The organism is Aliiglaciecola sp. CAU 1673 (assembly GCF_029223185.1).
Lineage (GTDB): Bacteria > Pseudomonadota > Gammaproteobacteria > Enterobacterales > Alteromonadaceae > Bowmanella.
In genome coordinates this window covers 1-24699 of record NZ_JARHUG010000002.1, presented here as the reverse complement: position 1 = coordinate 24699, position 24699 = coordinate 1, and the positions used below count along the sequence as shown (strand labels likewise).

The 24699-nt window shown below is 49.4% G+C and carries 24 protein-coding genes and 1 tRNA gene; 10 read left to right on the top strand and 15 right to left on the bottom strand.

What is annotated here, in order from left to right:
- Nucleotides 1–163: 163 nt before the first annotated feature.
- The 4 genes from P2G88_RS01935 to P2G88_RS01920 all read left to right on the top strand — a co-directional run bounded on the left by P2G88_RS01935 (nucleotide 164) and on the right by P2G88_RS01920 (nucleotide 2484).
- A complete protein-coding gene (locus P2G88_RS01935) occupies nucleotides 164–1093 on the top strand; it encodes a PEP-CTERM sorting domain-containing protein (protein ID WP_275793944.1) in 930 nt (309 codons plus the stop codon).
- Between the two features lie 313 nt (nucleotides 1094–1406).
- The gene (locus tag P2G88_RS01930) at nucleotides 1407–1682 is read left to right on the top strand and encodes a helix-turn-helix transcriptional regulator (protein ID WP_275793943.1); all 276 of its coding nucleotides are present in this window, start codon (nucleotides 1407–1409) and stop codon (nucleotides 1680–1682) included.
- Entirely contained in the window at nucleotides 1660–1869 is a 210-nt protein-coding gene (locus P2G88_RS01925) for a hypothetical protein (RefSeq protein WP_275793942.1), read from the top strand. Before P2G88_RS01930 ends, P2G88_RS01925 begins: the two co-directional genes overlap by 23 nt.
- A gap of 192 nt (nucleotides 1870–2061) precedes the next feature.
- Nucleotides 2062–2484, top strand: coding sequence for a hypothetical protein (locus P2G88_RS01920; RefSeq protein ID WP_275793941.1), 423 nt, complete (start codon nucleotides 2062–2064; stop codon nucleotides 2482–2484).
- Nucleotides 2485–2500: 16 nt separating this feature from the next.
- On the opposite strand, the gene P2G88_RS01915 is transcribed toward P2G88_RS01920, so the two are convergent.
- From P2G88_RS01915 to P2G88_RS01865, 11 genes are all read right to left on the bottom strand, one after another.
- Nucleotides 2501–3811, bottom strand: coding sequence for an AarF/ABC1/UbiB kinase family protein (locus P2G88_RS01915; protein ID WP_275793940.1), 1311 nt, complete (start codon nucleotides 3809–3811; stop codon nucleotides 2501–2503).
- Nucleotides 3792–3974, bottom strand: a complete 183-nt coding sequence (locus P2G88_RS01910; RefSeq protein WP_275793939.1) for a DUF6435 family protein — start codon at nucleotides 3972–3974, stop codon at nucleotides 3792–3794. The genes P2G88_RS01915 and P2G88_RS01910 overlap by 20 nt, the downstream gene beginning before the upstream one ends.
- A gap of 53 nt (nucleotides 3975–4027) precedes the next feature.
- A complete protein-coding gene (locus P2G88_RS01905; RefSeq protein WP_275793938.1) occupies nucleotides 4028–6202 on the bottom strand; it encodes an exonuclease domain-containing protein in 2175 nt (724 codons plus the stop codon).
- Nucleotides 6203–6304: 102 nt separating this feature from the next.
- Nucleotides 6305–8248 carry a S9 family peptidase gene (locus P2G88_RS01900; RefSeq protein WP_275793937.1) on the bottom strand — a complete coding sequence of 648 codons (1944 nt, stop codon included), beginning with the start codon at nucleotides 8246–8248 and terminating at the stop codon, nucleotides 6305–6307.
- A gap of 90 nt (nucleotides 8249–8338) precedes the next feature.
- Complete coding sequence (locus P2G88_RS01895; protein ID WP_275793936.1) at nucleotides 8339–9214, bottom strand: PhzF family phenazine biosynthesis isomerase; 876 nt, start codon at nucleotides 9212–9214, stop codon at nucleotides 8339–8341.
- Between the two features lie 127 nt (nucleotides 9215–9341).
- Nucleotides 9342–10295 carry a substrate-binding domain-containing protein gene (locus P2G88_RS01890; RefSeq protein WP_275793935.1) on the bottom strand — a complete coding sequence of 318 codons (954 nt, stop codon included), beginning with the start codon at nucleotides 10293–10295 and terminating at the stop codon, nucleotides 9342–9344.
- Nucleotides 10296–10972: 677 nt separating this feature from the next.
- Complete coding sequence (locus P2G88_RS01885) at nucleotides 10973–11824, bottom strand: transglutaminase family protein (protein WP_275793934.1); 852 nt, start codon at nucleotides 11822–11824, stop codon at nucleotides 10973–10975.
- Nucleotides 11825–11861: 37 nt separating this feature from the next.
- On the bottom strand, nucleotides 11862–13235 hold the full coding sequence (gene nhaA, locus P2G88_RS01880) for a Na+/H+ antiporter NhaA (RefSeq protein ID WP_275793932.1): 1374 nt from the start codon (nucleotides 13233–13235) through the stop codon (nucleotides 11862–11864).
- A gap of 1 nt (nucleotide 13236) precedes the next feature.
- Nucleotides 13237–13425 carry a hypothetical protein gene (locus tag P2G88_RS01875; protein WP_275793931.1) on the bottom strand — a complete coding sequence of 63 codons (189 nt, stop codon included), beginning with the start codon at nucleotides 13423–13425 and terminating at the stop codon, nucleotides 13237–13239.
- 124 nt (nucleotides 13426–13549) lie between these two features.
- Nucleotides 13550–13831 (bottom strand): hypothetical protein, encoded by a 282-nt coding sequence (locus P2G88_RS01870; protein WP_275793930.1) that lies wholly within the window; start codon nucleotides 13829–13831, stop codon nucleotides 13550–13552.
- Between the two features lie 1109 nt (nucleotides 13832–14940).
- Nucleotides 14941–15492: a hypothetical protein gene (locus P2G88_RS01865; protein ID WP_275793928.1), complete on the bottom strand. Its 552-nt coding sequence runs from the start codon at nucleotides 15490–15492 to the stop codon at nucleotides 14941–14943.
- A 71-nt stretch (nucleotides 15493–15563) separates the two neighbouring features.
- On the opposite strand from P2G88_RS01865, the gene P2G88_RS01860 reads away from it, so the two are divergent.
- Nucleotides 15564–16034 carry a hypothetical protein gene (locus P2G88_RS01860; protein ID WP_275793927.1) on the top strand — a complete coding sequence of 157 codons (471 nt, stop codon included), beginning with the start codon at nucleotides 15564–15566 and terminating at the stop codon, nucleotides 16032–16034.
- A gap of 195 nt (nucleotides 16035–16229) precedes the next feature.
- Nucleotides 16230–16673, top strand: coding sequence for a hypothetical protein (locus tag P2G88_RS01855; protein WP_275793926.1), 444 nt, complete (start codon nucleotides 16230–16232; stop codon nucleotides 16671–16673).
- 111 nt (nucleotides 16674–16784) lie between these two features.
- Here the strand turns inward: P2G88_RS01855 and P2G88_RS01850 are convergent, their stop codons facing one another.
- Nucleotides 16785–17117: a hypothetical protein gene (locus tag P2G88_RS01850; protein WP_275793925.1), complete on the bottom strand. Its 333-nt coding sequence runs from the start codon at nucleotides 17115–17117 to the stop codon at nucleotides 16785–16787.
- A 909-nt stretch (nucleotides 17118–18026) separates the two neighbouring features.
- Here P2G88_RS01850 and P2G88_RS01845 point away from each other — a divergent pair.
- The 3 genes from P2G88_RS01845 (at nucleotide 18027) to P2G88_RS01835 (ending at nucleotide 19951) form a co-directional block, all read left to right on the top strand.
- A complete protein-coding gene (locus tag P2G88_RS01845; protein ID WP_275793924.1) occupies nucleotides 18027–18386 on the top strand; it encodes a hypothetical protein in 360 nt (119 codons plus the stop codon).
- A gap of 117 nt (nucleotides 18387–18503) precedes the next feature.
- Nucleotides 18504–19523, top strand: a complete 1020-nt coding sequence (locus tag P2G88_RS01840) for a phage major capsid protein (RefSeq protein ID WP_275793923.1) — start codon at nucleotides 18504–18506, stop codon at nucleotides 19521–19523.
- 74 nt (nucleotides 19524–19597) lie between these two features.
- A complete protein-coding gene (locus P2G88_RS01835; RefSeq protein ID WP_275793922.1) occupies nucleotides 19598–19951 on the top strand; it encodes a hypothetical protein in 354 nt (117 codons plus the stop codon).
- A gap of 1197 nt (nucleotides 19952–21148) precedes the next feature.
- Here the strand turns inward: P2G88_RS01835 and P2G88_RS01830 are convergent.
- Nucleotides 21149–21610 carry a hypothetical protein gene (locus P2G88_RS01830; RefSeq protein ID WP_275793921.1) on the bottom strand — a complete coding sequence of 154 codons (462 nt, stop codon included), beginning with the start codon at nucleotides 21608–21610 and terminating at the stop codon, nucleotides 21149–21151.
- 128 nt (nucleotides 21611–21738) lie between these two features.
- Between P2G88_RS01830 and P2G88_RS01825 the strand changes: the two genes are divergently transcribed.
- The gene (locus tag P2G88_RS01825) at nucleotides 21739–22542 is read left to right on the top strand and encodes a DUF5677 domain-containing protein (protein WP_275793920.1); all 804 of its coding nucleotides are present in this window, start codon (nucleotides 21739–21741) and stop codon (nucleotides 22540–22542) included.
- 13 nt (nucleotides 22543–22555) lie between these two features.
- Here the strand turns inward: P2G88_RS01825 and P2G88_RS01820 are convergent, their stop codons facing one another.
- The gene (locus P2G88_RS01820) at nucleotides 22556–23920 is read right to left on the bottom strand and encodes a tyrosine-type recombinase/integrase (RefSeq protein ID WP_275793919.1); all 1365 of its coding nucleotides are present in this window, start codon (nucleotides 23918–23920) and stop codon (nucleotides 22556–22558) included.
- A gap of 100 nt (nucleotides 23921–24020) precedes the next feature.
- Nucleotides 24021–24097, bottom strand: a tRNA-Pro gene (locus P2G88_RS01815).
- Nucleotides 24098–24699: the final 602 nt, after the last annotated feature.

Genomic DNA, 24699 nt, shown 5'->3' with positions numbered 1-24699 from the left:
TTCATAAAAACACATTTTATTGCATCTCCATGATTGATATGGAGATTCTGCTTATGGCATGAAAGCTGCTCTACAGACTAGGTAATAAAAGGATTTACCAGACAAGGTTGTCACCCATTAAGCCCACCTGCTGCACAAAGCAGGTTTTGTGAGGTAAGAAAAAATGTATCGCAGGCTAAGTTTTACTGTCTGTGTGTTATTAGTACTGGTTGGTGTATCAAAATTCGCCAATGCAGCCCTCCTACCCAGCAATGGAATATGCTCGACAACTGGTGTCACGCTGGAAAGCATTGCAGCAGTCACCGATGTCAGCAAGACTAATCTGCTTTCGAAGAGCTATGACTCTACCAGTTGCCTTGGTGTCTTTAAAAATGCCAATGATGATCAGCATAACCTCAGCAATCCAGCAATCAATATTGGCCAACTGGATAGCGGGCTGTTGAATGGTCAAGGTGGTTTAATCGATTACATGGCATTTATAAGCGACTCAGATCTGCAGGACTTTGATGGTGACGGCAATGCTACCGATCCGGGTTGGATATATCTAGCCAACTACCAGGCAGGTGGCAATACAGAATATAGATCCCTTGGACCAATTGGGGGCCAGTCACTCAATATTGCAGACCTACTGACCATCACCATCTCCTGCACCTGGCAGTCAGGGGAGTGTGTAAAGGGCGCTTGGGAACTCAGGACTAAACTAGATATTATTGACAAGGTTCAGGCCCTTCTGGGTAAAGCCACCTTCGACCACCTGACCTTTGCGTTAAAAGCCTCAAACGATTTTGCTATTTACGACTTCAACTTCAATGATATTTTCGCCGCAGAAAAGCAGAGAAATGCAGGTAGTGTCCTGAACTTCAATACTCCGTATGTATTGTCTGGCTTCTTCAACACTTATGATTTTTCTAAGATTAATGGTAAGGGCAAAACCATATACAATGGTCTTTCCCATATGAATATTGCGGCTAGAGATCCCAGCGACCCATCCACAACACAAGTTCCCGAACCAGCAGCAATCCTGCTATTTGGTTTCGGATTACTGATGATGGGACGTACAGCTCGCTCCAGACAAAAGCTCCGACTAGCCTAATAAAGCAGCGGTTGTGTATCAGAAGGGGTGATATCAGATATCACCCCTTTTTTGTGCTTCGGGTAAACCTCAGGCAATACTTTCCTATCCGGATTGATGGGCGCAAAAACCTTTTGCGATTCGTTCGTCGCAAAGCAGCAAAATTATTTGTCAAAACCTGAAATACTTTGTTAAATTTTAGGTGGTTATCCTCTACCAATCATGATGTACAGTGATCGCTTGGCTTCAGGCCTCAGACGATCGCTGGTTTGGCAGTAAGGGAAAATAGGTTCATGACAGGTAGGTCGTGAACACAAAAATAAGTGTAGAAAATATGATTAACGGTAACGATTTACGCGCGTTGCGCTTGCACGCGAACAGGACAACGAGCCAGATGGCTGAGATTGCTCAAGTGACCAGGCAAACCTATGAAAACTGGGAGAAAGATGTGGGACAGCCCAAAATCAACCAGTTTATCAGTCTGTGCGTACACTGCGGCTTGGATGCTTCGGGGTTGGTTCGGTCTTTGAAATCCATCACCTCACAATTCCTGAAAAACGGGCCAAATAAACGAAAAGGAGAATCCTATGCCAGATCCAGTAAACAATAGCGGACTAAGCTCCGTGTTGGCGCAGTACCAGCAGGCCAGCAGCCAGCAAACTTCGACGCAGAAAAGTCAGGATACAACTCTGCAAACCGCCACAGCTACCCCATCGACTGCCGATACGGTCACCATCAGCGATGAGGCAATGCAACTTCAGGGTAGCAGTGATGGTAATGGCGGAAAACCAAAGTAAAAGCAATCAGTGGTACATTTTTTCTTTGTGCTGGCCGGCGTTCTGCTGGCCATTCAGCTCCATGACCATAATTTTACGACTCAGCTTGTTATCGCTGCCTGGGCGTTTTTAGCTATATCAAACCGAAAGATAGAAAACACTCTGCACTTGTGTGTTGGAGTAATTCTAATTTATCTGTGTAATGTACTAGCATTGGCCATACTTCCTCAGTTTGGCGATCCCCAAGTCTGGGTTAATAACAATATCTATCTGGTGCATATTGCTACCGACATTACCTTAATGGCCTTTATCCTGTTCCGGGCACCGCTGACCAGAAAGCTTTATGAGCGCTTGGGCAAAGCCACCAAACATATCCATCTGACCAATGCCGACGTTGGCTTAATCGCCATTGTGATGGCCTTTTTAGTGGTGGATCTGACCGCCGCCATCGAGAACCTGGTGCGCAATCTCGAACATCTGGGATTTTCGGAAGATTTTGCCAAGCAATTCTGGGATTACAACTGGGTGTTTTATCATTTCGCCGATATGAAACGCATTCTGTTGGGCTTAGAGTTTCTGGCAATCTGGTCCTACACCACCAAAGTGGCGCAGAAAAAGTTTTCCATTTCAGCCTAGGCACTGTTGGACGGATTTACAGGTAAGGGGCAAACAACCTGGCCACATTAACCCTGGCCTGCAAACGGGCGGCCATAAAGTACAGCCCGCCCACTTTCCGATGAATAAAGATGGCATCCACCGGTGGCGTGTGCCAGTCCTGCTTGTGACGATTAACCGACAGCCCTAACGCTTTTATCCGCTTGGCCAGGTCGCTCTTGCCAAAGTCATAGACGTCGCGGTGACGAAGCGGTTCGGTGGCTACGCTGAAGATTTGCAATATAGTGTTCTCCATTTCTTCGCTTATGCCGTTGGCAAAAAAACCGATTTGCCGGGCCGCATCGCCCATCGCCGCCCTATCTCCCTTTGCTGCGCTTTGCAGCAGGTGAAGATAACCATGGCTAATGCGTTCATCTATATCGCGGGTTGCACCGAAGTCCAATAACACCAGGCGACCACTGTCTTTCTGGTAGCGGTAGTTGGCAAAATTAGGATCAGACTGAATTAAACGAAACTTAAATAGCTCTTTTAAAAACAAAGCGATAAGAGACGTGACCAGATGGTCCCTATGCTCCTGCGGAAGCGACGTCAGACTCTCTATGGGCTCGCCCTCAACAAAGCTCATTGTCAGTACCTGCGCAGTGCAAAGCCTGGGGTACAGACGGGGTAGAGCAAAGTCCTGATGACCGTCCACATGGTCACTGTAGCGCTGTAAAAACGCTGCTTCTTTGAGGTAATCTGCTTCGGTTAACAATTGCTTTTTGGCTTCATCCAACAGGACATCCACAGCATTGCGCTTAGGTACCAGTCCTGAAAGCTTTAATAACGCAGCGACATTATCCACATCGCTTTCAATACTTTTGGCCACACCAGGGTACTGCACCTTCACCGCCAGCGAAGTGCCGTCTTCCGCCCAGGCTTTGTGCACCTGGCCAATAGAGGCTGCGGCAAAAGGCCGCAGTTCAAAATGACTGAACTGACTTAACCAGTCCTCGCCGAATTGCTCACGCATCACTGCAACCAGTTGTTTATGGGGCATGGGGCTGGCTTGTTCCCTTAGCAGCGACAACAGCTGCGATAATTCCGGCGGTAGCAGGTCGCCAGCATCCATAGACAACATTTGCCCCACCTTCATGGCAGCGCCGCGCAGATGCGACAACTTATCGGCCAGATTTCGGATATTTCTGGGCTGCAGTAACAATGCGGTGGCATCGGGCCGCTGCCCGCGTCCCAACTGGGCCAAGCCGCTAACTAACATATTGCCGGCAATGCCGGAGGCCAGGCTGCCTAGCTTACCCAACCTGGACAAACGGGAGCAGGGAACCAACTTACCGATATCCTTTGTCATTTTCGGCCTTTTCGATTTGTTGCCACAGGGCCTCGGCTTTAGCGCTAAGCTCGGCGTAAAGGCGCATGTTGCCGGCCCGCTGTGCCTGCATGCCCTGCTCCAGCAAGGTGTCGTATTGCTTTCTGAGTTTTTTCGTGGGATCGCTTTTAAACCAACTGAACATAATGATCTCTTTTGCCGATAACAAACAGCTTACGCCGGCTATGAGCGCTGAGATCATTGCATCCTTTGCTGCTGGGTCAATATCAGCAGTTGGGCAGCCGCGTTGGCGTCGTCCAGGGCCCGGTGATGTCGCTCCAGGGGGATATCAAATCGGCGGCAAAGATTGCCCAGTGAATAACTGTCAAGGCAGGGAAAGGCCTTACGCATTTCTCTTACGGTGCAGAGTTTGGGCAAGCGCAAATGATGATCAAGTCGCGAAAACTCGCTTTGCAAAAAGCCGTAGTCAAAATTGACGTTATGGGCCACAAATACGCATCCCTGCAGTCTGGAGATAAGTTCATCGGCCAGAGCGGCAAAAACAGGCGCATCCTTAACCATTTCATCATCAATGCCGGTTAAACGGGTAATGGCCGAAGGAATATGTCGCTGCGGGTTGACCAGGCTTTGCCAGCTATCCACTATCTCACCGCCTACCACTTTTACCAGGCCGATTTCCGTCACCCTGTGACTGGCATGCCCTCCGCCCGTGGTTTCCAGATCCACTACCACATAGGGCTGCTCGGGGTCGATGCCCCACTCTATCTGGGTGATGGATACCGGCCAGCCCTCTTGTTTCAACTCCTGCAATCGCATCAGCTGATTGCGCCTGAGACTGTCACCCGGGGCCTTGATCTCCTCAAAACACAGTATGTCGTTTTCCAGCAGCATCAAATCGGGATAACCACTGCTGTAATGACCAAAATGCTGCGCCATGCGCCTGAGTTGTGCTGCCAGCGCACCTTTGGGGCTGTGCTTTATCAATAACCCATGCTTTTCCAGAAGGCTGGCGTGCCAGCGAAACAAGCCGTTGGGCTCACCATGATAACGGCTTGCGGTATTGGCCAGTTTGGCCATGGCTTTCTCTGGCTCATCCAAAAGCGCCAGTTTGGCTTCGATGGCGTGTTGCAAGCGCAGATAAAAACTCCCGTCCAGTAAGGCCGCCGGTAAGCGTTCAAATTCATTGGCCGGGGCCAGACCTGGCGTTTCAAACAGTTCCTGCCAAAGCAACAAGCCGAACAACGACAGCCAGGGACGGTTTTCGGCCTTGTGCACCACTTTTCCCTGTCGACGGTACCAATCCCTGATGCCCTGCTCCGCTCGGCCCAGATGGGCTTCATCGAGAGTCAAACAGCGTTGGCTATCCCTTAACATCTCGGTCAGCAGGCTGGTGCGACTGGCGCCAAACTTGAGACGATAAAAATCCTGGGCAAAGAGTAACAGGCTCTCATCGGGCGGATCGTCCAGTATGGCCTTAAGCTTTGCCTCGACCTCTGCTTTGTGCCCCTGCTGATAGCGGGAGCGCAGCCACCTTTCCTGGGCCTGGGGATGGCCGGATTGCTGCCAGGCCTGCATCGCCAATTCGGGGTACTCAGCCTTAAGCCGGTTTCCCGCCACCAGCAAATAGGCATCCCGGCTCTGTTGTGCGATGATCCCGAAAGCCTCTCGCGATTGAACCAGGGATTCGGCGAGTTGTGCCGGTGTCAGTTGCCTGACTTTCTGATAACAACAGGCATGGTAAAAGGCGCTTTGCGCTTCTGCCAGGCTCTCAAAACGGGCCAGCTTGAGAGTGCTTTTGCGGGTTCGCATTACCCCAAGGTCGCGCATGGAAAACTGGTTCAGACGCCCCTTAAGATCGCCAAAATACAGAAACAGCCAATAGGCCAGGTTTTCCTCCCAATCATTTACCAGATAGCGGGTTGCCAGCTTTCTGGACTCCTGGCTGTTGAAACCCAAAAACCGCGCGCTTGCCTCAAGCCACACTGCCTTTGGCCTGGATTTGGCCGGGGCTGCACTGTCACCCGGCGGCCACAAAGCCTGCAGCTCTTCCTTGGTCAACGCCGACAACCAGGCCGGCCAATCACAGGTCTGCACATCACGCACAATGCCCCTCTGGCGCAAAAACCTCAGGGCACTGTCCATCTCCCCGATTTCGGCATAGTTCAGGCTGTCGAGACGAACATAAGCACCGCAGCGATTGATAATCCGCACCCAAAGACACCGGGCATCCTCAGGCCACGTCATCATCTGCTCCAGCAGCTCGTGTTCTTTTTCCTCTAACAGCGGGGCGCACTGCTCCAGTAAAAAGCTGCGAAACTCCAGAAAGTGATCCAGATAATACTTTTGCGGTAACTCACGGGGCCGGAATTTGGGTTTGCGATGCCCCGCATCAGCAGAAATGGCTGGCAACATAAAACACCAATAAAACTGTATTTACATACAGTATCATTCAAGCGAATTTAACGGTCAAGAAAAGAGAGCGGTAGGGGCGGACCGTGGGTCCGCCCAGAGGACTTAAAGCAGATGCTGCCGGAAGAACAGCACCACGGCCTGTTGGTAGATATCGCGGTTTTCCTTTTTGCGATAGCCATGGCCTTCATTAAGGGCATTCATATACCACACCGGCTTGCCGGCGCTGCGTAACGAGGCCACAATCTGCTCGGCTTCGGTCACCGGCACACGGGGATCGTTTTGCCCCTGCACCACAAAGAGGGGCACCTTGATTTTATCCACATTGTTGTTGGGACTGATACGCTGCAGGAAGTCACGCATCTTAGGATCGCGCTCATCACCATATTCCACCCGGCGCAAATCACGACGGTAATCTTCGGTATTTTCCAGGAAAGTCACAAAGTTAGAGATACCGACAATATCCACTGCCGCTTTTAACCTGTCGCTGTAATGTACGGCGCTGGCCAGCACCATATAGCCGCCGTAGCTGCCGCCAAACACCGCAACCCGCTGCTTATCCAGGTCGGGTTGGGTGGCAATCCAATCCAGTAAGGCACCAATATCCTTAACCGAGTCTTCCCGCTGATAGCCGTTATCCAGGCTCAGATACTCTTTGCCATAACCCGTAGAGCCCCGCACATTGGGCGCAATGACCGCCACCCCGAGTTTTTCCACCCACAACTGGAAAGTGCTGGAGAAAGCCGGTTGATACTGGGCTTCAGGACCACCATGAATGCTGATCACCACGGGATGGGGACCTGGCTTGGCCGGTTTATACACAAAGGCGGGGATCTGACGCTTATCGAATGACTCAAAGCGCACCAGTTCGGGTTGCACAAAGTTGTCGGTATTGAGTCCGCCTACTTCGCTGTAAGTCCAGCGCGTCAGCTCGCCATAATCCAGCGCCTCCTTACCCAAAGCCAGAACAAAACTGTCGCTGGGCGTTTGCGCCGTATTCAGGGTCAGGCCCAGTTTGGCGCCCTTTTCGTCAAAATGCAGGCCGCCGGCCAGGCCAATGGGCAATCCCTGCACCTTCTTATACTTATAAGTTTTGGTATCCAGTAAATAGAGAGCATGGAAGCCGTCCTGGTTGACCAGAAAAGCGGCGCGATCGCCCTTCTTGCTGATAGCAAAACCGTCTACATCCCAGGGGATATCGGCCGTGATCAGCTTAGGTTCAAGACCATCAAAGGCTTGATAGGCCAACTGCTGGAACTGGCCGAAACGGTCAGTCACAAAAAACATGCCGTTGTCTTTTGCATCAAAGGCCATGGCAAAATTTACCGAGGGGGACTCGGCAGAGCCTGCCAATAATTTGCGTTCGCCACCGTTGGCGCTTTGCACATAAATACGCGAGTCGCTGGCACTGACATACTGCTGCACCAGAAGCTGACTGTCGTCACTGCTCCAATCGGACGGCCCCCACCAGCTACCATCGGCGGACTCCAGAACCATGGCCGCCTTATCGGGATGGGCCGGATCCAGCACCCAGAGATCATTGGCGGCGCCATTTCGACGGGTAGACTGGAAGGCCAGTCGGTCGCCTTTATTGCTCCAAAGAATAGCGCCGTTACGCGACTCACCATCACTTAGCATGCGGCTACTGCCGTCTTTGGGATCAAACAAAAAAATCTGTGCGTTTTCGCTGCCGCCGGCGTCCATGGTAAAGGCAATATCATCACTGCCTGGACGACGTTCAATGGCACCTAAAGGCTCATCAAAAAAGGTAAGTTGGTGGCGCGCCCCGCCGGGTTTGTCAACCCGGTGCAGCTGATCCACATCGCCAAAACGGGTGGTGATATACAGACTTTGGCCATTGTGACTAAAACTTCTGAACGGCGCAGAGCGCACATTTTGATAGCGGTTTAAATCATCGACGATCGCTTGCGGTATGGCAGGCACATCTTCCATCACCAACTGGCCGTTATTGGCTGTCCGGGTCTCCACTGCCGCCAGAGGCAGGCTTACCCCTAACACCAGCAGTGAAACTAACATGTTGTTTTTCATTGTTTTATCCCTGGTTGTCAAGAACCGACCAGTATAGACAAAAGGATAACCGAAAGGCCAGATTGAGGATGCTACATGCTGTGTCGGGTGCTATCCGAGCACCCGCACCAGGCCACTAAGAGCGATGCCCTCTCCTTTGCTGTTACTGGCACAGGCATCCAGCACACAAGGCACGCCCATCTTGTGGCCTTGCAAGAAGCGCAGATTGGCTTTGCTGTTGTGAAAGGTCAGTAATTTTTGCTCCCTCAGATAGCCGGTTACCGCTGCAGCAGCCGCCCCGGTAGCAGGATCTTCATACACATCACCATAAGCAAAGGCATTACGGAAATGCATCAGCACTGGTGATTCCTGGTAAAGAAGTGCCACCGTCACCAGGTTGTCTTCCTGCATGGCGGTCTTGGCCCGTTCAAAGTCATAAGCCATTTCATCCAGCCGTTGCTTTGCGTTGAGGGCCAGAACCAAATGATCATTACCGGCATTGGCAATGCCAGGGGGGATGTCTGTCGATAAGTCGCCAGCCTTTAAGCCAAAGATTGGCAGGTATTTTTCAAGCAACTTCTGGTCAGCGGGGCGCGACGTTGTGGAGGGTGAAATCAGCGTTATACGGCCGGAATTGTCGGCACTGACACTGATATTGGCATGATTAAGTACCAGTTGATGGGTACCGGAACCGTATTGGCGAAACAGGGCGTAACCAAGGGCAACCGTAGCATGACCACAAAAGGCCACTTCTGTGGCTGGCGAAAAATAGCGTACGCGAAATCCGTTGTTCTGGGGGACGGCAAAGACCGTTTCGGAGAAGCCCACCTCGGCGGCAAGGCGGATCATCTCCTGCTCGCTTGGGAATGCCTCTACAATAGCCACTCCAGCCGGATTACCGCCTTGCATGCCATCGGCGAAGGCGGCTAATTTAATCACTTCCAGTTTATTCTTTTGCTTGGCTTCACTATTCAATAACGCTTCCATTAATCCTTCATACTCCGGTAAAAAACATTATTGGCAGTATCAGCAACGGAAGCGACAGAAACAAAGCATAAATTCTTATTGTCCCCATAAGTAAAGCTTAATGAAGGAAAATGATGAATGGCGAGGGCTAGAAGTTGGTGGTGCAGGTATCCGTATTGTCCTGACGGCAATAATGGTAGTCGAGGTAATAAAATTCCTGTGCAGGCTTTTTGCCTTCTTTGATGTACTGATACATTAGTTCGGCGCTTAACCTGCCCATCTCAAAGGGCTTTTGGCCGATATTGACCGTGGACAACCCTTGATTTAAAACCACCAGTTGGCTGTCCTCGGTATCGGCTGAAATAATCACCGATTTACCAGAGGATATCGCCTGTTTAAAGGGCGCCACTTTATCTGCGTAATCAGGATTGAACTGGGCAAAACCCGCCACCGCCAGAAAGATTGGCGGATGTTCTTTTTGCAACATCAGCAACAGCTGATTAAGCGCATCCTGCCGACGCCCCAGACTGTATAAGGGGCAACGATCATTTTCCTGCCAGCCATTTTGGCCGGTCAGTCTGTCCTCGCGTTGACCGGACAAGGCAAAGCGCACACCCGCTATCCTGGCATTCAGATTGGGCGTGGTTTGGTGCCCAGACTGAATACAAATTTGCTGCAAAGGTACATGTTTAAACGCTTTTGCGGCCTCGCCCAATTCCACGCCAAAATCAAAATTATTGGTACCCACATAGGCCAAACGATATTGATGATGTTCGGGTAATAAATCTGAGTCAAAGGTGATTACAGGTATGTTCTTTTTCGCCAAAATCTGTAACGCATCTCTGGCCAGGTGGGCGGAGTCAGAAATTGAAATCAGTAATCCGTCGATACCGCTTTCTGCCAGCTCATTCACGACAATCACCTGGCTTCGCACATCCTGGTAGTCGGCAGCGCCATCATAAACACACTGAACATCAGGATGGCTTGCCGCAAAGGTAATACAGCCTTTATAAGACTGAAGATAGAAGCTGTCATTTTTGGTTTTGCCGACTAAGGCGATGGTGATTTCCTTGGCAGCCAAAGAGGCAGAAAAGATTGCCATGATGGCGCCAAACACCCAAAGCCTTGGATGACAGCACTGTCGTTTCTCGCGCCTGGTGCCGAATAGGCATAGAAAAGCCATTGTGCGCGACACTTTCATACTCACTTCAATGACAACCTTGAAAAAACGCTTACAGACAAGAGTATATGGCGTGCACTGCCGCTATGGAAAATGAATCTGCGGCTCAGTTAATGATCTTGTTGGAGGATTGGCGGTCTTAAAGACGAAAGAGAGAAATTATCGGCTTGAGAGGATTTACACAAGGCTTCCTGCCTTCCGCCCTGTGGGCCATCGTCGTGCCGTCGATGTTCACCAAGATTTGCTTGGAGCAAATCAAAACGGCTTTAGCCAGCTTGCGAAGCAAGTGAGCTATAGGGGTTTGCTGTGTACGAGAAATTGCGAGTGCACACAGCAATTTTCACAGCATACGGTCAGGCAAGGAAAGTCTGGCCAGGACCTTGAGCGAAAACAGGATGTTGTAGGGAAAGGTGGCGAATAAAACGCTCCAGGCGAATTTGTACTCCGCACGTCCTGTGCTTCGCCCTGCGGGCCAGCCTTCGGCTGTTCAAATTCGTTCCAGACGAATTTGTACTGCGCACTTCCTGTGCTTCGCCCTGCGGGACAACAGAGACAGATGAAGGTAACAAATAGAAAAGCTACTGACCCCAAATTAGCACTCAGCCGACATCCAACACCCAGACATTCACGCTCATGGATGAAAAAGGCGTACCGTAAAAGCTACCGGCGATAGGTGGAATGGATTGTGGCTCTCTGGCGACGGCCACGGCAATGTGCTCAACGCCGACCAGCGTTCCGAAAGTAGGATCGAACCCCTTCCAGCCTGCACCGGGTATAAATACCTCCGCCCAGGCATGGGTTGAGCCGGACTGGACGACGATGTCATTGGTGTAGATATAACCACTGACAAATCTTGCCGCAAAGCCTAATCGCCTGGCGGCAGACATAAACAATCCGGCCATATCCCGGCATGACCCTGTACCATACTCAAGGGTTTGCTGCGGGCTTTGCACGCCCTCTTCCTCACGAACGCGATAAGCAATGCCTTGATAGATGCGCTGATTTAATTGCAATAACAATGAGAAGATCGGCATTCCCTGTGTGTCTTCGCCTTCGCCAACCCAATTGCCTACCGACGCACAGCCAGGAGACGTGGCATTCGCCATGTAGCAGGACAATGACGCCCTATCCTCTTCCAGGTAATTGAATGGATAGTTCACCGCATAGTCAGCCACCAAACAATCTTGCGGCGCAACATCGAACTGTTGCACCACTGTCTCACTCTCGATGGACAGATGGTTTGTCGCCGTATCAAAAGAGGCGATGGCCACCGAGTTGCCTTCCGCATCACGATGCCAGCGCAGGCTGGCAGGAGGGTTTATGGTAAGCCTTGACGACTCAATATGCTGGTCATGGCCCTCACGGGGCCTAAGCCGCAACCCATGGGGTTGCAGTTGTACCGAGTCAGAAAACTGATAGCTGGTCTGATGGATAACCTTAAGGCGTTTCATCCTGCGGCCCCTTGATTGGACGGGTTAATCGAAATGTTCACCGTCTCGGCGCCTCTAATAGGTCTTGATTTGGCTTGGCAAGGCCTGTGGACAATAAAACCAACAAAAGCCCGGTAACTGCTGAAATCGCCGACGCCAGCAGGATGCCAAATTTAGCGTCATTCATCTGGGTCGGCGAAAAGGCCAATCCGGCAATAAACAAGGCCATGGTGAAACCGATACCACATAAGCATCCGCCTGCCACCACTAAAGACCAACTTAACTCTGGAGGGCGCACCGCGATCTTCAATCGCACTGCCATCCAGGTAAACAGGAAAATCCCCAGCGGTTTACCTATCAGCAAACTCAGCACAATACTCAACACCAGGGGATCTAAGATATTGGTCTGTGCAAAGGGAACCCCTGCATTGGCAAAGGCGAAAAGCGGCATCACCAGAAAACCTACCCAGGGATGCAGTAAGATCTCCAAGCGTTCGACCGGCGACAAAGCTTCTCTGGCCGCGGCTTCGGCAGTACGCAGTTGCATTCTGGCCAAACCAATGCCACCCCAATTCGCTCCAGACGGTTGTGCGACAACATTTTCCAGAATTTGGTGCAAGCGTTCGTCACTGACCCATCTCAATGTTGGGGTCATCAACCCCAGTACCACCCCGGCCACAGTGGGATGAATACCGGAGTGTTCAATGGCCAGCCAGATCGCCGCCCCCATCAGGAAGTACAGCATCAAGTTACGAATGCCAAGTAACCCCATGCCTTTGATTATCAATAGACCAATTGCAGCCAAAACCAATGCCTGAAGATTCAGGCTCTCACCGTACCCCACAGCAACCACAAGAATGGCACCGATATCATCCACTATGGCTAAGGACAACAAAAACACTCTTAGTTGCACGGGAATACGCTTACCCAGTAATGCCAGGCAGCCAATCACAAAGGCCGTGTCGGTTGCCATTACCATGCCCCATCCCTGTGCGCCCGGTTGCCCCCACAACACCAATAGATAAAGACCGGCGGGAACAACCATGCCACCAATGGCCGCGCTGACAGACAACAAGGCCTGGCGCGGTTGACGCAGCTCTCCTAACACCAACTCACGTTTAAGCTCAAGGGAGACGACAAAGAAGAACAGGGTCATGACCGCATCGTTTATCCACTCAAGCAGAGAGAGATGGATGCCGAATTGCCCCAGGCTTATCCCCAGCTCTACCTTCCAAAGCGCCAGGAATTGTTCGGACCAGGGAGAATTGGCCAGTAACAGAGCCAGTATGGTCACCACGAGCAAGATGCCTGCGGCGGCCGTTTCAATATGGAAAAAGCGCGCCAGCGGTTTGTTGACCCAATCGATTAGCTCAGGGGGCAGGTTTTGCAGTTTGTCGTCTTGGCCATGTCCGTTAGGGCCATTCACTAGCATGCTATTTGGCACTACTCATTGTCGGGGGTTCAGGCTGCTTGACGCCTCGAATAGCGTCCAATTGTGCATAATTAATGGCGTCCTGAAGCTTTTCATAGCAGTAATTGTTGTACCAATAGAGGGTTTTGCTGGTTTCGCTGATCCCATATTGGCGCATCTTTTGGCGATCCACTTCACTTATCTGTTTCATTGACGTTGACCTTGATTTGCGGCAATTCAGGCTGCGCTGATTGCCTGTGTAAACTGGATACATGGCCGTGACTCGCCCACATCTGAGGGAAGCAGCCGCAGGATACTGATAATTGCTATGTAACCTATTTGCGGTTGGTAAGATTCATCGATCTTTGACTAGCACTTTGTGCCTGCTTCTTTGCTTGCTGAGGATGCAGTTCTAGCGGCACTTTACCCAAGCTAAATGTTTGCTTTTGCCAAGGATCGCTAAATAAATCAGAAGGTTGTATTTCTTTTAAGAAGGATTGCCTGACATCACTATCCCTTATTGCAAGCCGTGCTGCCTGCCATTGAGTTGGTAGTGTATCAATAAAGCCAGCACCCTTCTGTGCGCTGGCGCACACACACAAATCTGGGTAGGTCATCTGCGTGAGTAGTTCGCGAGTTTTAGCTCTTGGTGCTTGTCTGTAGCCCAATAATAGCGGGACTTTGGGCAATGAGAAGTTGGTCGGCGTGAGAGTTTTATTCCGTACGTCCTGTACTCCACCCGATGGGCCAGCTAAAGCTGTTCAAATTCGTTCCAGACGAATTTGTACTCCTGCCGATCCAGCCCTTCTCAGAGCTCAGGTCGTTCAATCGGGAAACAGCAAAACTGTTTGCTGTTTCTTTTCCGCTTTCACCCTGCCCTCCGCCCTGCGGGCCATCGTCTTACAGACGATCTTCACCAAGATTTGCTTGGAGCAAATCAGAACGGCTTTAGCCAGCTTGCAAAGCAAGTGAGCTATAGGGGTATGCTGTGAACGAGAAATTGCGAGTGCACACAGCAATTTTCACAGCATACGGTCAGGCAAGGAAAGTCTGGCCAGGACCTTGAGCGAAAACAGGATGTTGTAGGGAAAGGTGGGGAATAAAACGCTCCAGACGAATTTGTACTACGCACGTCCTGTGCTCCGCCCTACGGGCCATCGTCTTGCCGCCGATGTTCTCCAAGATTTGCATGGAGCAAATCAGAACAGCTTCAGCTGGCCTGCTTGCAGGTGAGCCACATGGAAGTGGCGAATAAAACGCTCCAGACGTTTTAGTGAACTCCGACCGAGACCGCTAGCGCGCTCATGTCGAGGGTTCCGACAGTTCTGAGTATTTTGAAAATTCAGAGACAATCTGGGGAAGAGAGAGAAGTTGGTCGGCGTGAGAGGATTTACTCCGGGCTCCTGCCCTCCGCCCTTCGGGCCATCGTCTTGCAGACGATGTTCTAAAACGCTCCAGGCGTTTTAGTGAACTCCGACTGTGACCGCTATCGCGCTCATGTCGAAGGTTCATAGACTTCTGAGTGTTTTTTTGAGTTAAGTGGGTATCTAAACAAGAGAGAAGTTGGTCGGCGTGAGAGGATTTGAACCTCCGACCCCTGACACCCCATGACAGTGCGAGAAATGCGAAAAACAAGCCAATAAATTCAATGGGTTAGACATTTTATGTGCCCCATAACGTGCCCCTCCCTGTGCCCTTAAAGTTATTTATGCCCATACTTAAATTTTTATAGCGAAGATTTCCTGATCAGGTCTTTAGCAGAATCTGCTGCTTTACGAGATTGTTCTAGTATTTGGTCGGACAACTCTACAATCTTTATTACAGCATCAGCCGCCACCTTTGGGCTGTCAGCCTTGTGGCCGTTTAGTTTCAAAGCCTGAATCCTCGCTTCTAAGCCTGCAATTGTCATTTGCCTGATCAAAGACTCAACTTGAACTGTTTGAATTCGATTTTGCAACTCCTGCTCTCCTCTGGATTCCTGCATTTCCTCATGTTGTCTGCTCAACGCTTCGCGCTGAAGTTGCAGTTCTTTCTTTTGCATCAAGATGGTGTAGATAAGACCCGCAAAGGCTAATCCACTGAACAGAGAGTTTACGGCTCCGAAAGCATCACCGTTAAGAGCCCTATCATTGAGTCCGGTAACGAAAAGAGGATAAATAAAACCGTTTATGAGCCACATCATCACAACAGCCATCATTGCACCAATGAGCCAAATGACGTTTGTCTCGTCTCCTTTCTTTTTTGACCCGGAGTTCTCTTGAAGTTTTGAGTTATCCATAGCGTTTCCTTGTGTAAGCTGAGATCTAAGAGATTCAAGTTAAGAGAGAATTTTTGGAAGGACAACTATAGATGCAGATCGACCACGACAAACTGAAGGAACTAATCCGTCAGCTATACGACATCGTTCAGAGGCTACATGAGATGACAGGGCGTCACTTCACTCCAGATGGACATATGGTTGGAAGCCTAGGAGAGGTCCTGGTCGCTGACCTGTATGGCCTCGATCTTATGACAGCTTCAAACGCTGGCTTCGATGCCATCTCTCCATGCGGGAAGGAAGTCGAAATTAAATGCACTCAGTCAACTTCTGTCGCGTTCCGTTATGACGGCGTCAAGACAGCTCCAGAGTCCGTCATCGTGATTAAACTCCACAAGGACGGCTCATTCGATGAAATATACAACGGCTCGGGAGAAAGGATCTGGAAGATACTCGAAGGGAGAAAGATCCCCGACAATGGTCAACTGAGTGTCTCGCTAAATCAATTGATCAAATTGCAAGCTGAGGTGAGCCCCTCTGAAAAAATCTCAAAAAAATTTTAGGCTGACTCTCGGGGACAATCTTAATCCTTGAACGCCTCTCCTCCTCAGCAGGCCTCCACCCTAGAAAAGGATGTCGGACACATTGTCCCACCAGCGGGATTATTCATTATTTTTCAGAAAGTTACACCTGTTGACGACATCATTCCCAACCTCCTAGGATGCCTTCTGAGTAGAACTTTCTGGAGACTAAAATCAATGAAAAGAACCACTAGCAACGCCCACTCAATTCTCTCATTGGGAGTAGACGCTCAGGCCGTCCTCAGAGCTTCGATAGGCTCTGCAGAGTGGCTGGATACTCAAGGCACCGAAATCTCTGCCATGCGTCATCTAGAGGCTTTATTAGCGCCTCAGACTTCTGTGACAGAGCTACCTATGGAGCTCCAGGACATCCTCATGGATTACCTTTTTGAGGATGAGCAGTTTGAATCGAGAGGAGTTTATCCCGAAGATTTCGACGAGATGATTTTTGGAGCTCGTCCTGGGGATATACATAACATCAGACTGAGAGATACTCTCAGCTATCGATGGGAACCGTTAATGGACGATGAGCAGGTTGATGAGCTAATTGGTTCGGAAATCCCAATAATCATCCTGTCCCCGTCCCTTATATATATTGGGAGGCACAGAGATAAGTCGTAATAAGAAACCTCTAAAGTCTCAGGATAGTGTATTTTCTATGCCATTTTTAAAAACAGGCATTTAAGAGGTCCCTGGACTACATCAAACGCTCTCACATACTTAAGATTGCATTCATTGAGGTATTCGGATGATTCTCTCTACCATGCAATCTTTTGAGCTAGCATCAAGAAAAGCCCTCCCCCTCAGAACATCTCTTTTACTCGCCCCAGCCGCTATCATTATTGCTGTAGTATTACTTGAAGGGATTATGAAAAACTCATTTCGAGCATCTTCGCAACTACTCGGTCTTTTTGTGTCAAGTTTTAAAGCTAGGGTATGCAAACCAACCCCGCTTCTCAGTTCAATCAACTTTCCTTCGAAATTATCGTAAGCATCTACTTCAGTTGCTTCAGAGCAAGAGATATGGAGCAATGAAATAGCTGCGGCCATTAGTACGTACTTCATCCCAGGTCATCCTCAAAATCACAAGTACATTGAGAGTTAAATATTACTGAAGACTCTAAATTTAGGAAACTCAGACAGAAAAGAACCAGAGCTCTCAGCGAATAGAGAGATCCAAAAAATGTAGGCATTCACAATGGAAAGAACGATAAAAGCTCGAAGTAGTTTGCTTGGCCAGTGCATAGAATTTCCCATTAGGATATATCGCTCCTTTTTGAAGAAAGTATTCGCTCCATCCCTCTTTGAATCTGACGAATAACCGAAACGCTCAATCCCTGCCAAGATAAGGCTTCCGGAATTGTCCCTCCGTACAGAAGAAAGAACAGGCTGAAGTGAATTCTAGAGACCAACCCTTTCGACCCGTCTTTAAGACGACTACGTCGATTAGTTCAAAGCCTTATCTGGTAAGGGCTCAGGAATTGTCCCTCCGAACATGAAGAAAGAACACACCGTTTTCTCTCGTTGATATACGCCCCCCTCATCGTTTGGTCATCATCGACAACAAAAGCCCCGACGTAAGACTCCAGGTTCCTCTCCTCCCCTGGAGCTGTCGGGCTCTCTATTCCCCCTTTACTTGTTGGCGTTGGGTCTCTGGGGCTGTCCTTAAGGACGTCCTAAAGACTTCCTCAACGAATGAGGGATCTTTTTTGCAACTTTACATCACTAGGACATAAGGAGTTCACTCGATGTCACAACTCAAGCACCGCCAAGAACACGGAACGACATCCCGTCGATTCGCCTTCAGTGCAGACAGCGCGACAGAACGTCGCATTCTGGACGCACAGATCAAACTCTCCGAGATAACCGGAGTTCAACCCACCGTCTCAGCGTCAATCTCCTATCTGATCAAGCTAGGTCACGAAGCGAGCGTCGCCAGGACATAAATCCTCCACCACTAACAGGAAAATACCAATGATTGAAATCCCATCCGACCAACAAACTGATTTAGCTATCGATAAGTTGTTGATGAGGTCTTCGAGTGGAACCAGAACACACAACATCGGGTTTCATCCTCATGTCGCTGATCTTTTCGATGCGCTGAAAAATGATCTGAACGAAGTCACTGAAATAAACATCTCTTCAAGCAACGTCGTTAAGCATCTGTTGTTCTTATGGTTCGATATGGTGAATAACTATGACTCCGACCGTCTCAAGCTCGCTCGTTACATTAACCATGTACTAATGAGGAATCGTCACGCTGTTATGGCGAAAGAATTCAAACACTTTTCATTCGATCCTAAAGAACCCGAGAACGACTCTGAGACAACCTGAGAGCCGTATTCCAGACTCCCAAATAGTTTCGTGACGGTTGGTCTCTCCGACTAACTCAGGGCGACGCCACGAACTCACCCTCAGCCCATCCCATTAACCAACCCACAAGGTATACAAATGCAATTACCAACACAGAACCGTTCTTTCGCTGAACTTTTAGACAACGCTCAACCAGAGCAGATCCCAACCTTCGACCAAAACGACAACTTCAAAGGTTTTCGTCAGCCTTCCCCCTCGACTCTGAGTGTCTCGATTAATGCCCCCCTGGTTCAAAAAGGTGAAGAGGAAAAACTTCAGAGCGCCTCCCGTTCCTTGCTTCGAGACCTGACTGTCGCCAACTCCCCCGACATCACCAACTCGAACAAGCGAAACGATCTGACCTGGAGACAAGTGATCGTATCCTCTAACGTATTAACTCAGGCTGGGATGAGCATCGATACGAGTGGTCTTTTCGAAGGCACCCCCTTTATCGGCGGATTCTCAAGTTCTGTCAATGCAACCTGGCTTGGAGAGAATGCTGAGATCCCCGAGAGCACTCCAGCGACCGTCAACTTCCCCTATCAGATCCACACGATAGGAGTCTTCTCTTTGGTTTCTCGTCGAATGAGGAAACTTGTTCCAGCTTTGGTCAGTGAGCTAAATATCGCCCAAGCAAAAGCGATTCGAGAGCAATTGGAGATAGCTTTCTTAACGGGAGACTCCTCAATCAATCCTGATCAGCCTGACGGCCTTCTGAAGAGCATTTCACAGACTATCTCTCCCAGAGCGTCGATGAGAGAGATCTTCGCGGACACTCTATCAGCCCTGGAGACTAACAAAATAGGCATCGAAAGCCTCTCGGCCATCGTTTCGGTTGATGTCGCTAAAAAGATGCGAGAAGAGACCTCGGCTCGAGCCTTCAAAAACATGGACTTGAATCGAGTGCTGGTTTCGTCCCACCTGCCTACAGGGACACTGGTCGCGGGACGCTTCTCAGACTTACTGGGAGTTACTGGAAATCAGATCGAATTCCTGGCTCACAGTTACACACCGGAAGGACAACCTGAGGCGGGAATGACAAGAGTTCGCTCAATGTTTGATGCCGACTGCCTCATCCTAAATCAAGACAGCTTCGTGAAAGTAGACGGCATCGTCTAATCGAGCAGGCCCTGGGGGATCTTTCCTGGGGCAATTCCAAATCCCCTATTGACAACAATCTATGGAGACAAACCATGAGCAAACTTCAATTTGAGATAGCCCTAAACGATGCCAAAGGAGCAAGCTTCTCGACCAGAGCCGGTGACCCCGACACAGACTTTAAACTTGGGAGCGGAGGAGTGCGGATCATCGTTCATCACTTCGGCAACTATATGCCCTTTATCCTTAACTCAAGGACAAAGGATTGGCTTAAAAAAGCTTACAAGCTGACTCATAACCAAGCTGAGGATGTCTATCGATACCTTCTTTCGAGTGCGAGAGCTGATATCAAAGACAGCGAAAGAGCGATGAATCGACACAACCTCAGCTACCAACGATTCAAACCTCATGGATACATCGAATGGCTGGAGAGTCAGACGAGGTACTGATCGTTAAGCTCTGTCTTTTCGATCCAAAGAACCTCGCTTCGATAGGGTTGCTCTTTTCTTCCTTGGCAACCCCATTCGAAACGACATCCCCTTAAAGACGCCTGTCGAGATCCACTCGAAGCGATACCAACTAAGCGAGATGGACTTAGTCCCTGTCTCGACGCCACTTTTAAGACCAATGCTCCCGATTGTTGTGTTGAGAGAAAAATGGTCTCTGGAGCGTCTTCATTTTCGATTCGCCCCTGTCTCTGAGAGCGTCTTTTCGATCCCCTTATATTTACCAGATAAATTAGCCATGTCTTACGAACAACTAGACCTATTCGAATTCCTAGATATCGAACAACAACCTATCGACGAGGTTCAGCCCCCCTTTCCCAAGAGCCCAGGGCGACCTCCCTTAACCATTAAAAATCCTCTTGATGATGTCGATCCTGCCGTCTACATGAACAACGAGGGACGCCCACGCGTCTGGATTGATGACTGTCTCATGGGCGCGATCCGAGTGCTTGGAGAGCGGGACAAACGAGAGACATCTACGAGCAACTACGTGAGCCTGAACAAGGTATTCCGTTCCCTATGCACACTTAGAGGGCGAATTACCCCAAGACGTGTCTGTGAGACCCTCGCAGTAAACCACGATACAGGGTGGAGGATCGTCAATGTGATTAAGTTCGCGTCGTTCTCAATTGATAGAGAGCTTCGGCTTCCCAGTCGGATCATCGAATACATCAATCCAAGAACCTACCACTGAAATCCAGAGTCAACATGAGCAAGAACACCCGAGTAAAAATATGCACCCGCTGCGGCATAACTAAAGGCCTCCCCCAGTATCATCGAAACGGTCCCACCAGACGTTCCCAATGTAAGGTCTGTACCAACGAGAGAGCGCGTGAGAGATACAAGAGAAAGAGTAAGCCGAAAGCGTCTCCTTTCAGCACCCTCATCGAGCTAGCGAGGCTCTATCATTCAGAATCTCCAGCACAGAGAACCCTGAGAGATCGCCTCGTACAGTTAGCCGAAGAGGAGACAATGCTGAGGGAGGAACGTAGTAATATCCTTAGAGAGCTTGATAGCTTCGCCGCTGCCTGATGAGTCGATGAGACCTTCGGAGCGGGTCCTTCCTGAGACCTACTCCGAGGGTTATTCGCACCCCGTCGTTTCATTTCTGGGAGGGGTTTTGGAAAGCCCTTTTTGTTGTTAACACTCAAATTTAAAAGAGTCGTTTTCTCGCGAACTTATCTCGATCTTTGTCCCTACGCTGCTATTCAACTCTTCAAATTTTTCGGCAGAAACCCCTTTAAAGAAGCTGGAACCTGAAAAACTGAATTTAGGTGAGTTTATTATTTTCTCTTTAACGTTTTGACACGCTTGAGGGGACATATCTCTGGCGTCGCCTTTTAAGTAAACAACGATATCCAAACGATCAATGTCTTCAAGCAATCCAACTCTTTCAATCCTAAAATTCGTTCCCTTTATATACTCGTCTTTGATACTGGCCCCCAGAGCAGATGCAGCTAACTGCAGTTTAAAGAGCCCGAGATCATACTGAGATGCGGGTGTATCTCTCAATTGCATCATGACAGACTGACTCGAAGGCTCGGCAACTGCCGAAGTTGCGGTTAAAAGTCCTACAAACGCCACTGTATTTAATTTGAACATTTTTGTCCTTAACTCACTGCTTCCAAAGAAGAGGAGGTTACATCGATAACTAAGCCATTGACAACTATGAGATTGTCGTCAACATTCGAGTTAAAATGGTAAGTCACTCCCCCTGCGCCGATTCATAAATGAACTTTGTAAAGAATGGATTTCTCGTCGAAAACCCTTTAGATGTCACAAAGACAATCGAGAATAAATACCCTGAGATTATTTCGATCTATCTTGAAGCGAACCAACTTGCTTGGTCTGTCCAATATGAGGTCAGATTGCCTAAAGACGAAGTGGTAAAACTTCATATCGGCACATTGTTCTGTCGAATCCTAAATTTCACTCAGTCATGTTACATCTTGGCGACTAGAGGAATGAGTGTCCAAGCTAGCTCTCAATATCGCTGCTCCCTTGACCCTCTCTTTCAAATGGTTGCTCTAATAAACGATAGAACCTTTTGGTCGGAGCTTGAGAAATGGGAACTGAAGGGGCAGCGGAACGCTCTCAATGGATACCTCAATAGCTATACAGGTAGTAAATCAAATGATGGATACAAAAGAATAAAAGCGCGTGAACAAGACTTAAAAAGAAATCTCCTAAAGCTTTTTCCAGATAATGAGGCGCTGAGGAATTTCCAAATCAAGACTGAAGATGTCGCTAGAAAGGCTGGTATGCTTCACTGGTACAATACAATGTACAGGATCGGAAGTGCAGATAGTCACTCTGATTTCAAAAGTCTTGAGTCCCACTTGGTGCTTGATTCAGAAGGTGGAATTGCTCACTTGATCAATGAGCCAATCGAAAATGGTTTTGACACTATTGTCAGTTTTGTATGCCAGATTTTACTCTGTGCAACAGAAAGATTCACCCAGTACAACGAACTTAATAAACAAGCACAGTTGACCCAACTATCCGATCGACTGGAGAAAGCTCTGGGAGAATGAACTTCGATGCCCCTCAACTTACCCAAGCCTCAAGACACTCTGCCCTGTGAATCTGCTCGATATACTTCCAGAGCTGCTCCTTGTTCTTGTACTTGCTGTATAGGCCATAAGTCAGAGAGATCCGTTTATGTCCGGCGAGCTTAACCGCAAGCTCTTCCGGACAGCCAATCTCCTCGAGCGCCGTCGCAAAGTGTCCACGCAAGCTGTGAAGACTGACCTTTGTCCCTTCAACCTTCTCGAAGTTACTCGTTATCGATGAGATATGGCTAGAGATAGAATTGAGAGCCTTAGAAGGCGTCATTCCCTCGGCCTCTCCGACTTCGGGGAACAGCCAAGGTGACTCCCCCGCTCTGTCCACGGTCTCTCGAAGAAGCGGTTCGATAACAGGACTCACCGGAATAATCCTTTGAGCGTTCTTTGTCTTGCCCTTGCGCACCTCGAAGAATAAATGGCCGTCATGTTCCTGGAGTTGGTCTTTCATCGCTTGGCCTAGTTCGCTTCGACGACAGCCAAGGAAGGGAAGAAGACGGACGAGGGCAAATGTTGTAAACGGATAAGGCCACGAAGCGCCCTGAGCCTCAAGGGTGGTCGCCTGGAGGAGTATTCTCGCCTCTTTGGTCGTTAAGTTTCTAAAGTGGTCTTGCTCTTTTTGCTCGGAAGGAGCCTCGACTTTGACCTCCTTCCAGGGGTTAGTCCCTGAGAACTTCTCTCGAGTGAGACCCCATCGCCAAATCTCTGCAAGCTTGCTCTTATAGTGGGTAACTGTGCCTGAAGACCGGCCACCTTCTATAAGCTTATCGAGGAAGCCCTGGGCATAACCTGGCGACACATTCTCCGGAAGCTCATCGCCCCCCAGGAATTCGATCAAAAACTTAGAGGCTGTCTGTACGGTACTGCAATATTTCTCGTCCTTCTTTCCCTCGTTGGCCTTTAGCCATTCGGATGTCAGTTCAGAGATCTTGAGCCTGAATCGTTCTGGCACTTCGTTATGAACAATCGAATAGTAAGCGGCTTTGTAGGTCTCGTCGTTCTCTTTTCGCTGGAGATCGGGATCAAAAGAATCATAGAAGAAGTTCTCGTCCCATTTGCCTTCCCTGACCATTCGACGGCCTTCGTCGTAAAAAGGCTTCATCTCAGTATAAAGGGCCTGGAAACGGTTCTTGAGAGAGAGTCCTGAGGTCTCTTCCTGGAGCTTTAGTTCGATTTGCGTATTTAGGGCATCCCGTTTTACGCGAGCCTGCGTGAGGCTCTTCGTCTCGAGAGACTGCTTTAAGAACTTCAGACCTGGAAAGAATCTCTTTAGTTTTTCGGGAACGCGTCGACGAAACAACCAGACGCCCGAGTCGTTTTGAATGAGATGCTTAGTGTCGGATTTCACAGTTTGTGCCCCTTAACGTGCCCTGAAATGTGCCCCAGGAAAAAATTAAGAGAAACCGTTATATAGGCTGAATCGCTAGGAATCAAGCGGGGTAAGGAATTGGTCGGCGTGAGAGGATTTGAACCTCCGACCCCTGACACCCCATGACAGTGCGCTACCAAGCTGCGCTACACGCCGACCGAAGAGGTTGCACAGTCTACTGATTTTGTTTGCCTTTGCAAGTCCCTTGATAGGGTTGCTGGCTCGTTTGCCCAATCCTTAGGCAGTTGGGTGTGAAATCCATAATATGGCAAGCGGTGGTAACCCATCCCAGAAACAAAGAAGATTTAAATATGCGCTACCACGGGCCTTCAGTTTGAAGGCCTCTGCACTGATATCTTTGAGAAGAGATCTCCTTCACGGGATCTGGTTATTGTATCGCCTGCAGCTGGTAACAGATGACAAGCAGACTCAATTGGGCACAGTATAGAACGAAAAAGGCCCCACACAGTGGGGCCTCAGATTGATGATAAACCCCACCATTTTGGTGGGGTTTTGTTTTTTAGGGCCATCCAGTGAGTTTTCCGTGGCTCCTTACCTATTGATGGGATTGGCTGATTTTTTCTTAAGCGTGATTGAGGGAAGGCGGAGGGAAGGATTCAAGACTTGTTGCAGGATTTTTAGGTGTGATTTAGGGGCGGTATCCTTAACTCGCCCTGGCCAGGGCCATTTTCTTCATATTTTGGCAAGCGGCCGCCAGCAGACACTGCATATTGACCTTATCCAGTCCACGGTAGCGA

Coding starts and splice junctions, on each gene's coding strand:
- P2G88_RS01935 (WP_275793944.1), top strand. CDS start 164: ATGTATCGCAGGCTAAGTTTTACTGTCTGTGTGTTATTAGTACTGGTT.
- P2G88_RS01930 (WP_275793943.1), top strand. CDS start 1,407: ATGATTAACGGTAACGATTTACGCGCGTTGCGCTTGCACGCGAACAGG.
- P2G88_RS01925 (WP_275793942.1), top strand. CDS start 1,660: ATGCCAGATCCAGTAAACAATAGCGGACTAAGCTCCGTGTTGGCGCAG.
- P2G88_RS01915 (WP_275793940.1), bottom strand. CDS start 3,811: ATGACAAAGGATATCGGTAAGTTGGTTCCCTGCTCCCGTTTGTCCAGG.
- P2G88_RS01910 (WP_275793939.1), bottom strand. CDS start 3,974: ATGTTCAGTTGGTTTAAAAGCGATCCCACGAAAAAACTCAGAAAGCAA.
- P2G88_RS01905 (WP_275793938.1), bottom strand. CDS start 6,202: ATGTTGCCAGCCATTTCTGCTGATGCGGGGCATCGCAAACCCAAATTC.
- P2G88_RS01900 (WP_275793937.1), bottom strand. CDS start 8,248: ATGAAAAACAACATGTTAGTTTCACTGCTGGTGTTAGGGGTAAGCCTG.
- P2G88_RS01895 (WP_275793936.1), bottom strand. CDS start 9,214: ATGGAAGCGTTATTGAATAGTGAAGCCAAGCAAAAGAATAAACTGGAA.
- P2G88_RS01890 (WP_275793935.1), bottom strand. CDS start 10,295: ATGGCAATCTTTTCTGCCTCTTTGGCTGCCAAGGAAATCACCATCGCC.
- P2G88_RS01885 (WP_275793934.1), bottom strand. CDS start 11,824: ATGAAACGCCTTAAGGTTATCCATCAGACCAGCTATCAGTTTTCTGAC.
- nhaA (WP_275793932.1), bottom strand. CDS start 13,235: ATGCTAGTGAATGGCCCTAACGGACATGGCCAAGACGACAAACTGCAA.
- P2G88_RS01875 (WP_275793931.1), bottom strand. CDS start 13,425: ATGAAACAGATAAGTGAAGTGGATCGCCAAAAGATGCGCCAATATGGG.
- P2G88_RS01870 (WP_275793930.1), bottom strand. CDS start 13,831: ATGACCTACCCAGATTTGTGTGTGTGCGCCAGCGCACAGAAGGGTGCT.
- P2G88_RS01865 (WP_275793928.1), bottom strand. CDS start 15,492: ATGGATAACTCAAAACTTCAAGAGAACTCCGGGTCAAAAAAGAAAGGA.
- P2G88_RS01860 (WP_275793927.1), top strand. CDS start 15,564: ATGCAGATCGACCACGACAAACTGAAGGAACTAATCCGTCAGCTATAC.
- P2G88_RS01855 (WP_275793926.1), top strand. CDS start 16,230: ATGAAAAGAACCACTAGCAACGCCCACTCAATTCTCTCATTGGGAGTA.
- P2G88_RS01850 (WP_275793925.1), bottom strand. CDS start 17,117: ATGAAGTACGTACTAATGGCCGCAGCTATTTCATTGCTCCATATCTCT.
- P2G88_RS01845 (WP_275793924.1), top strand. CDS start 18,027: ATGATTGAAATCCCATCCGACCAACAAACTGATTTAGCTATCGATAAG.
- P2G88_RS01840 (WP_275793923.1), top strand. CDS start 18,504: ATGCAATTACCAACACAGAACCGTTCTTTCGCTGAACTTTTAGACAAC.
- P2G88_RS01835 (WP_275793922.1), top strand. CDS start 19,598: ATGAGCAAACTTCAATTTGAGATAGCCCTAAACGATGCCAAAGGAGCA.
- P2G88_RS01830 (WP_275793921.1), bottom strand. CDS start 21,610: ATGTTCAAATTAAATACAGTGGCGTTTGTAGGACTTTTAACCGCAACT.
- P2G88_RS01825 (WP_275793920.1), top strand. CDS start 21,739: ATGAACTTTGTAAAGAATGGATTTCTCGTCGAAAACCCTTTAGATGTC.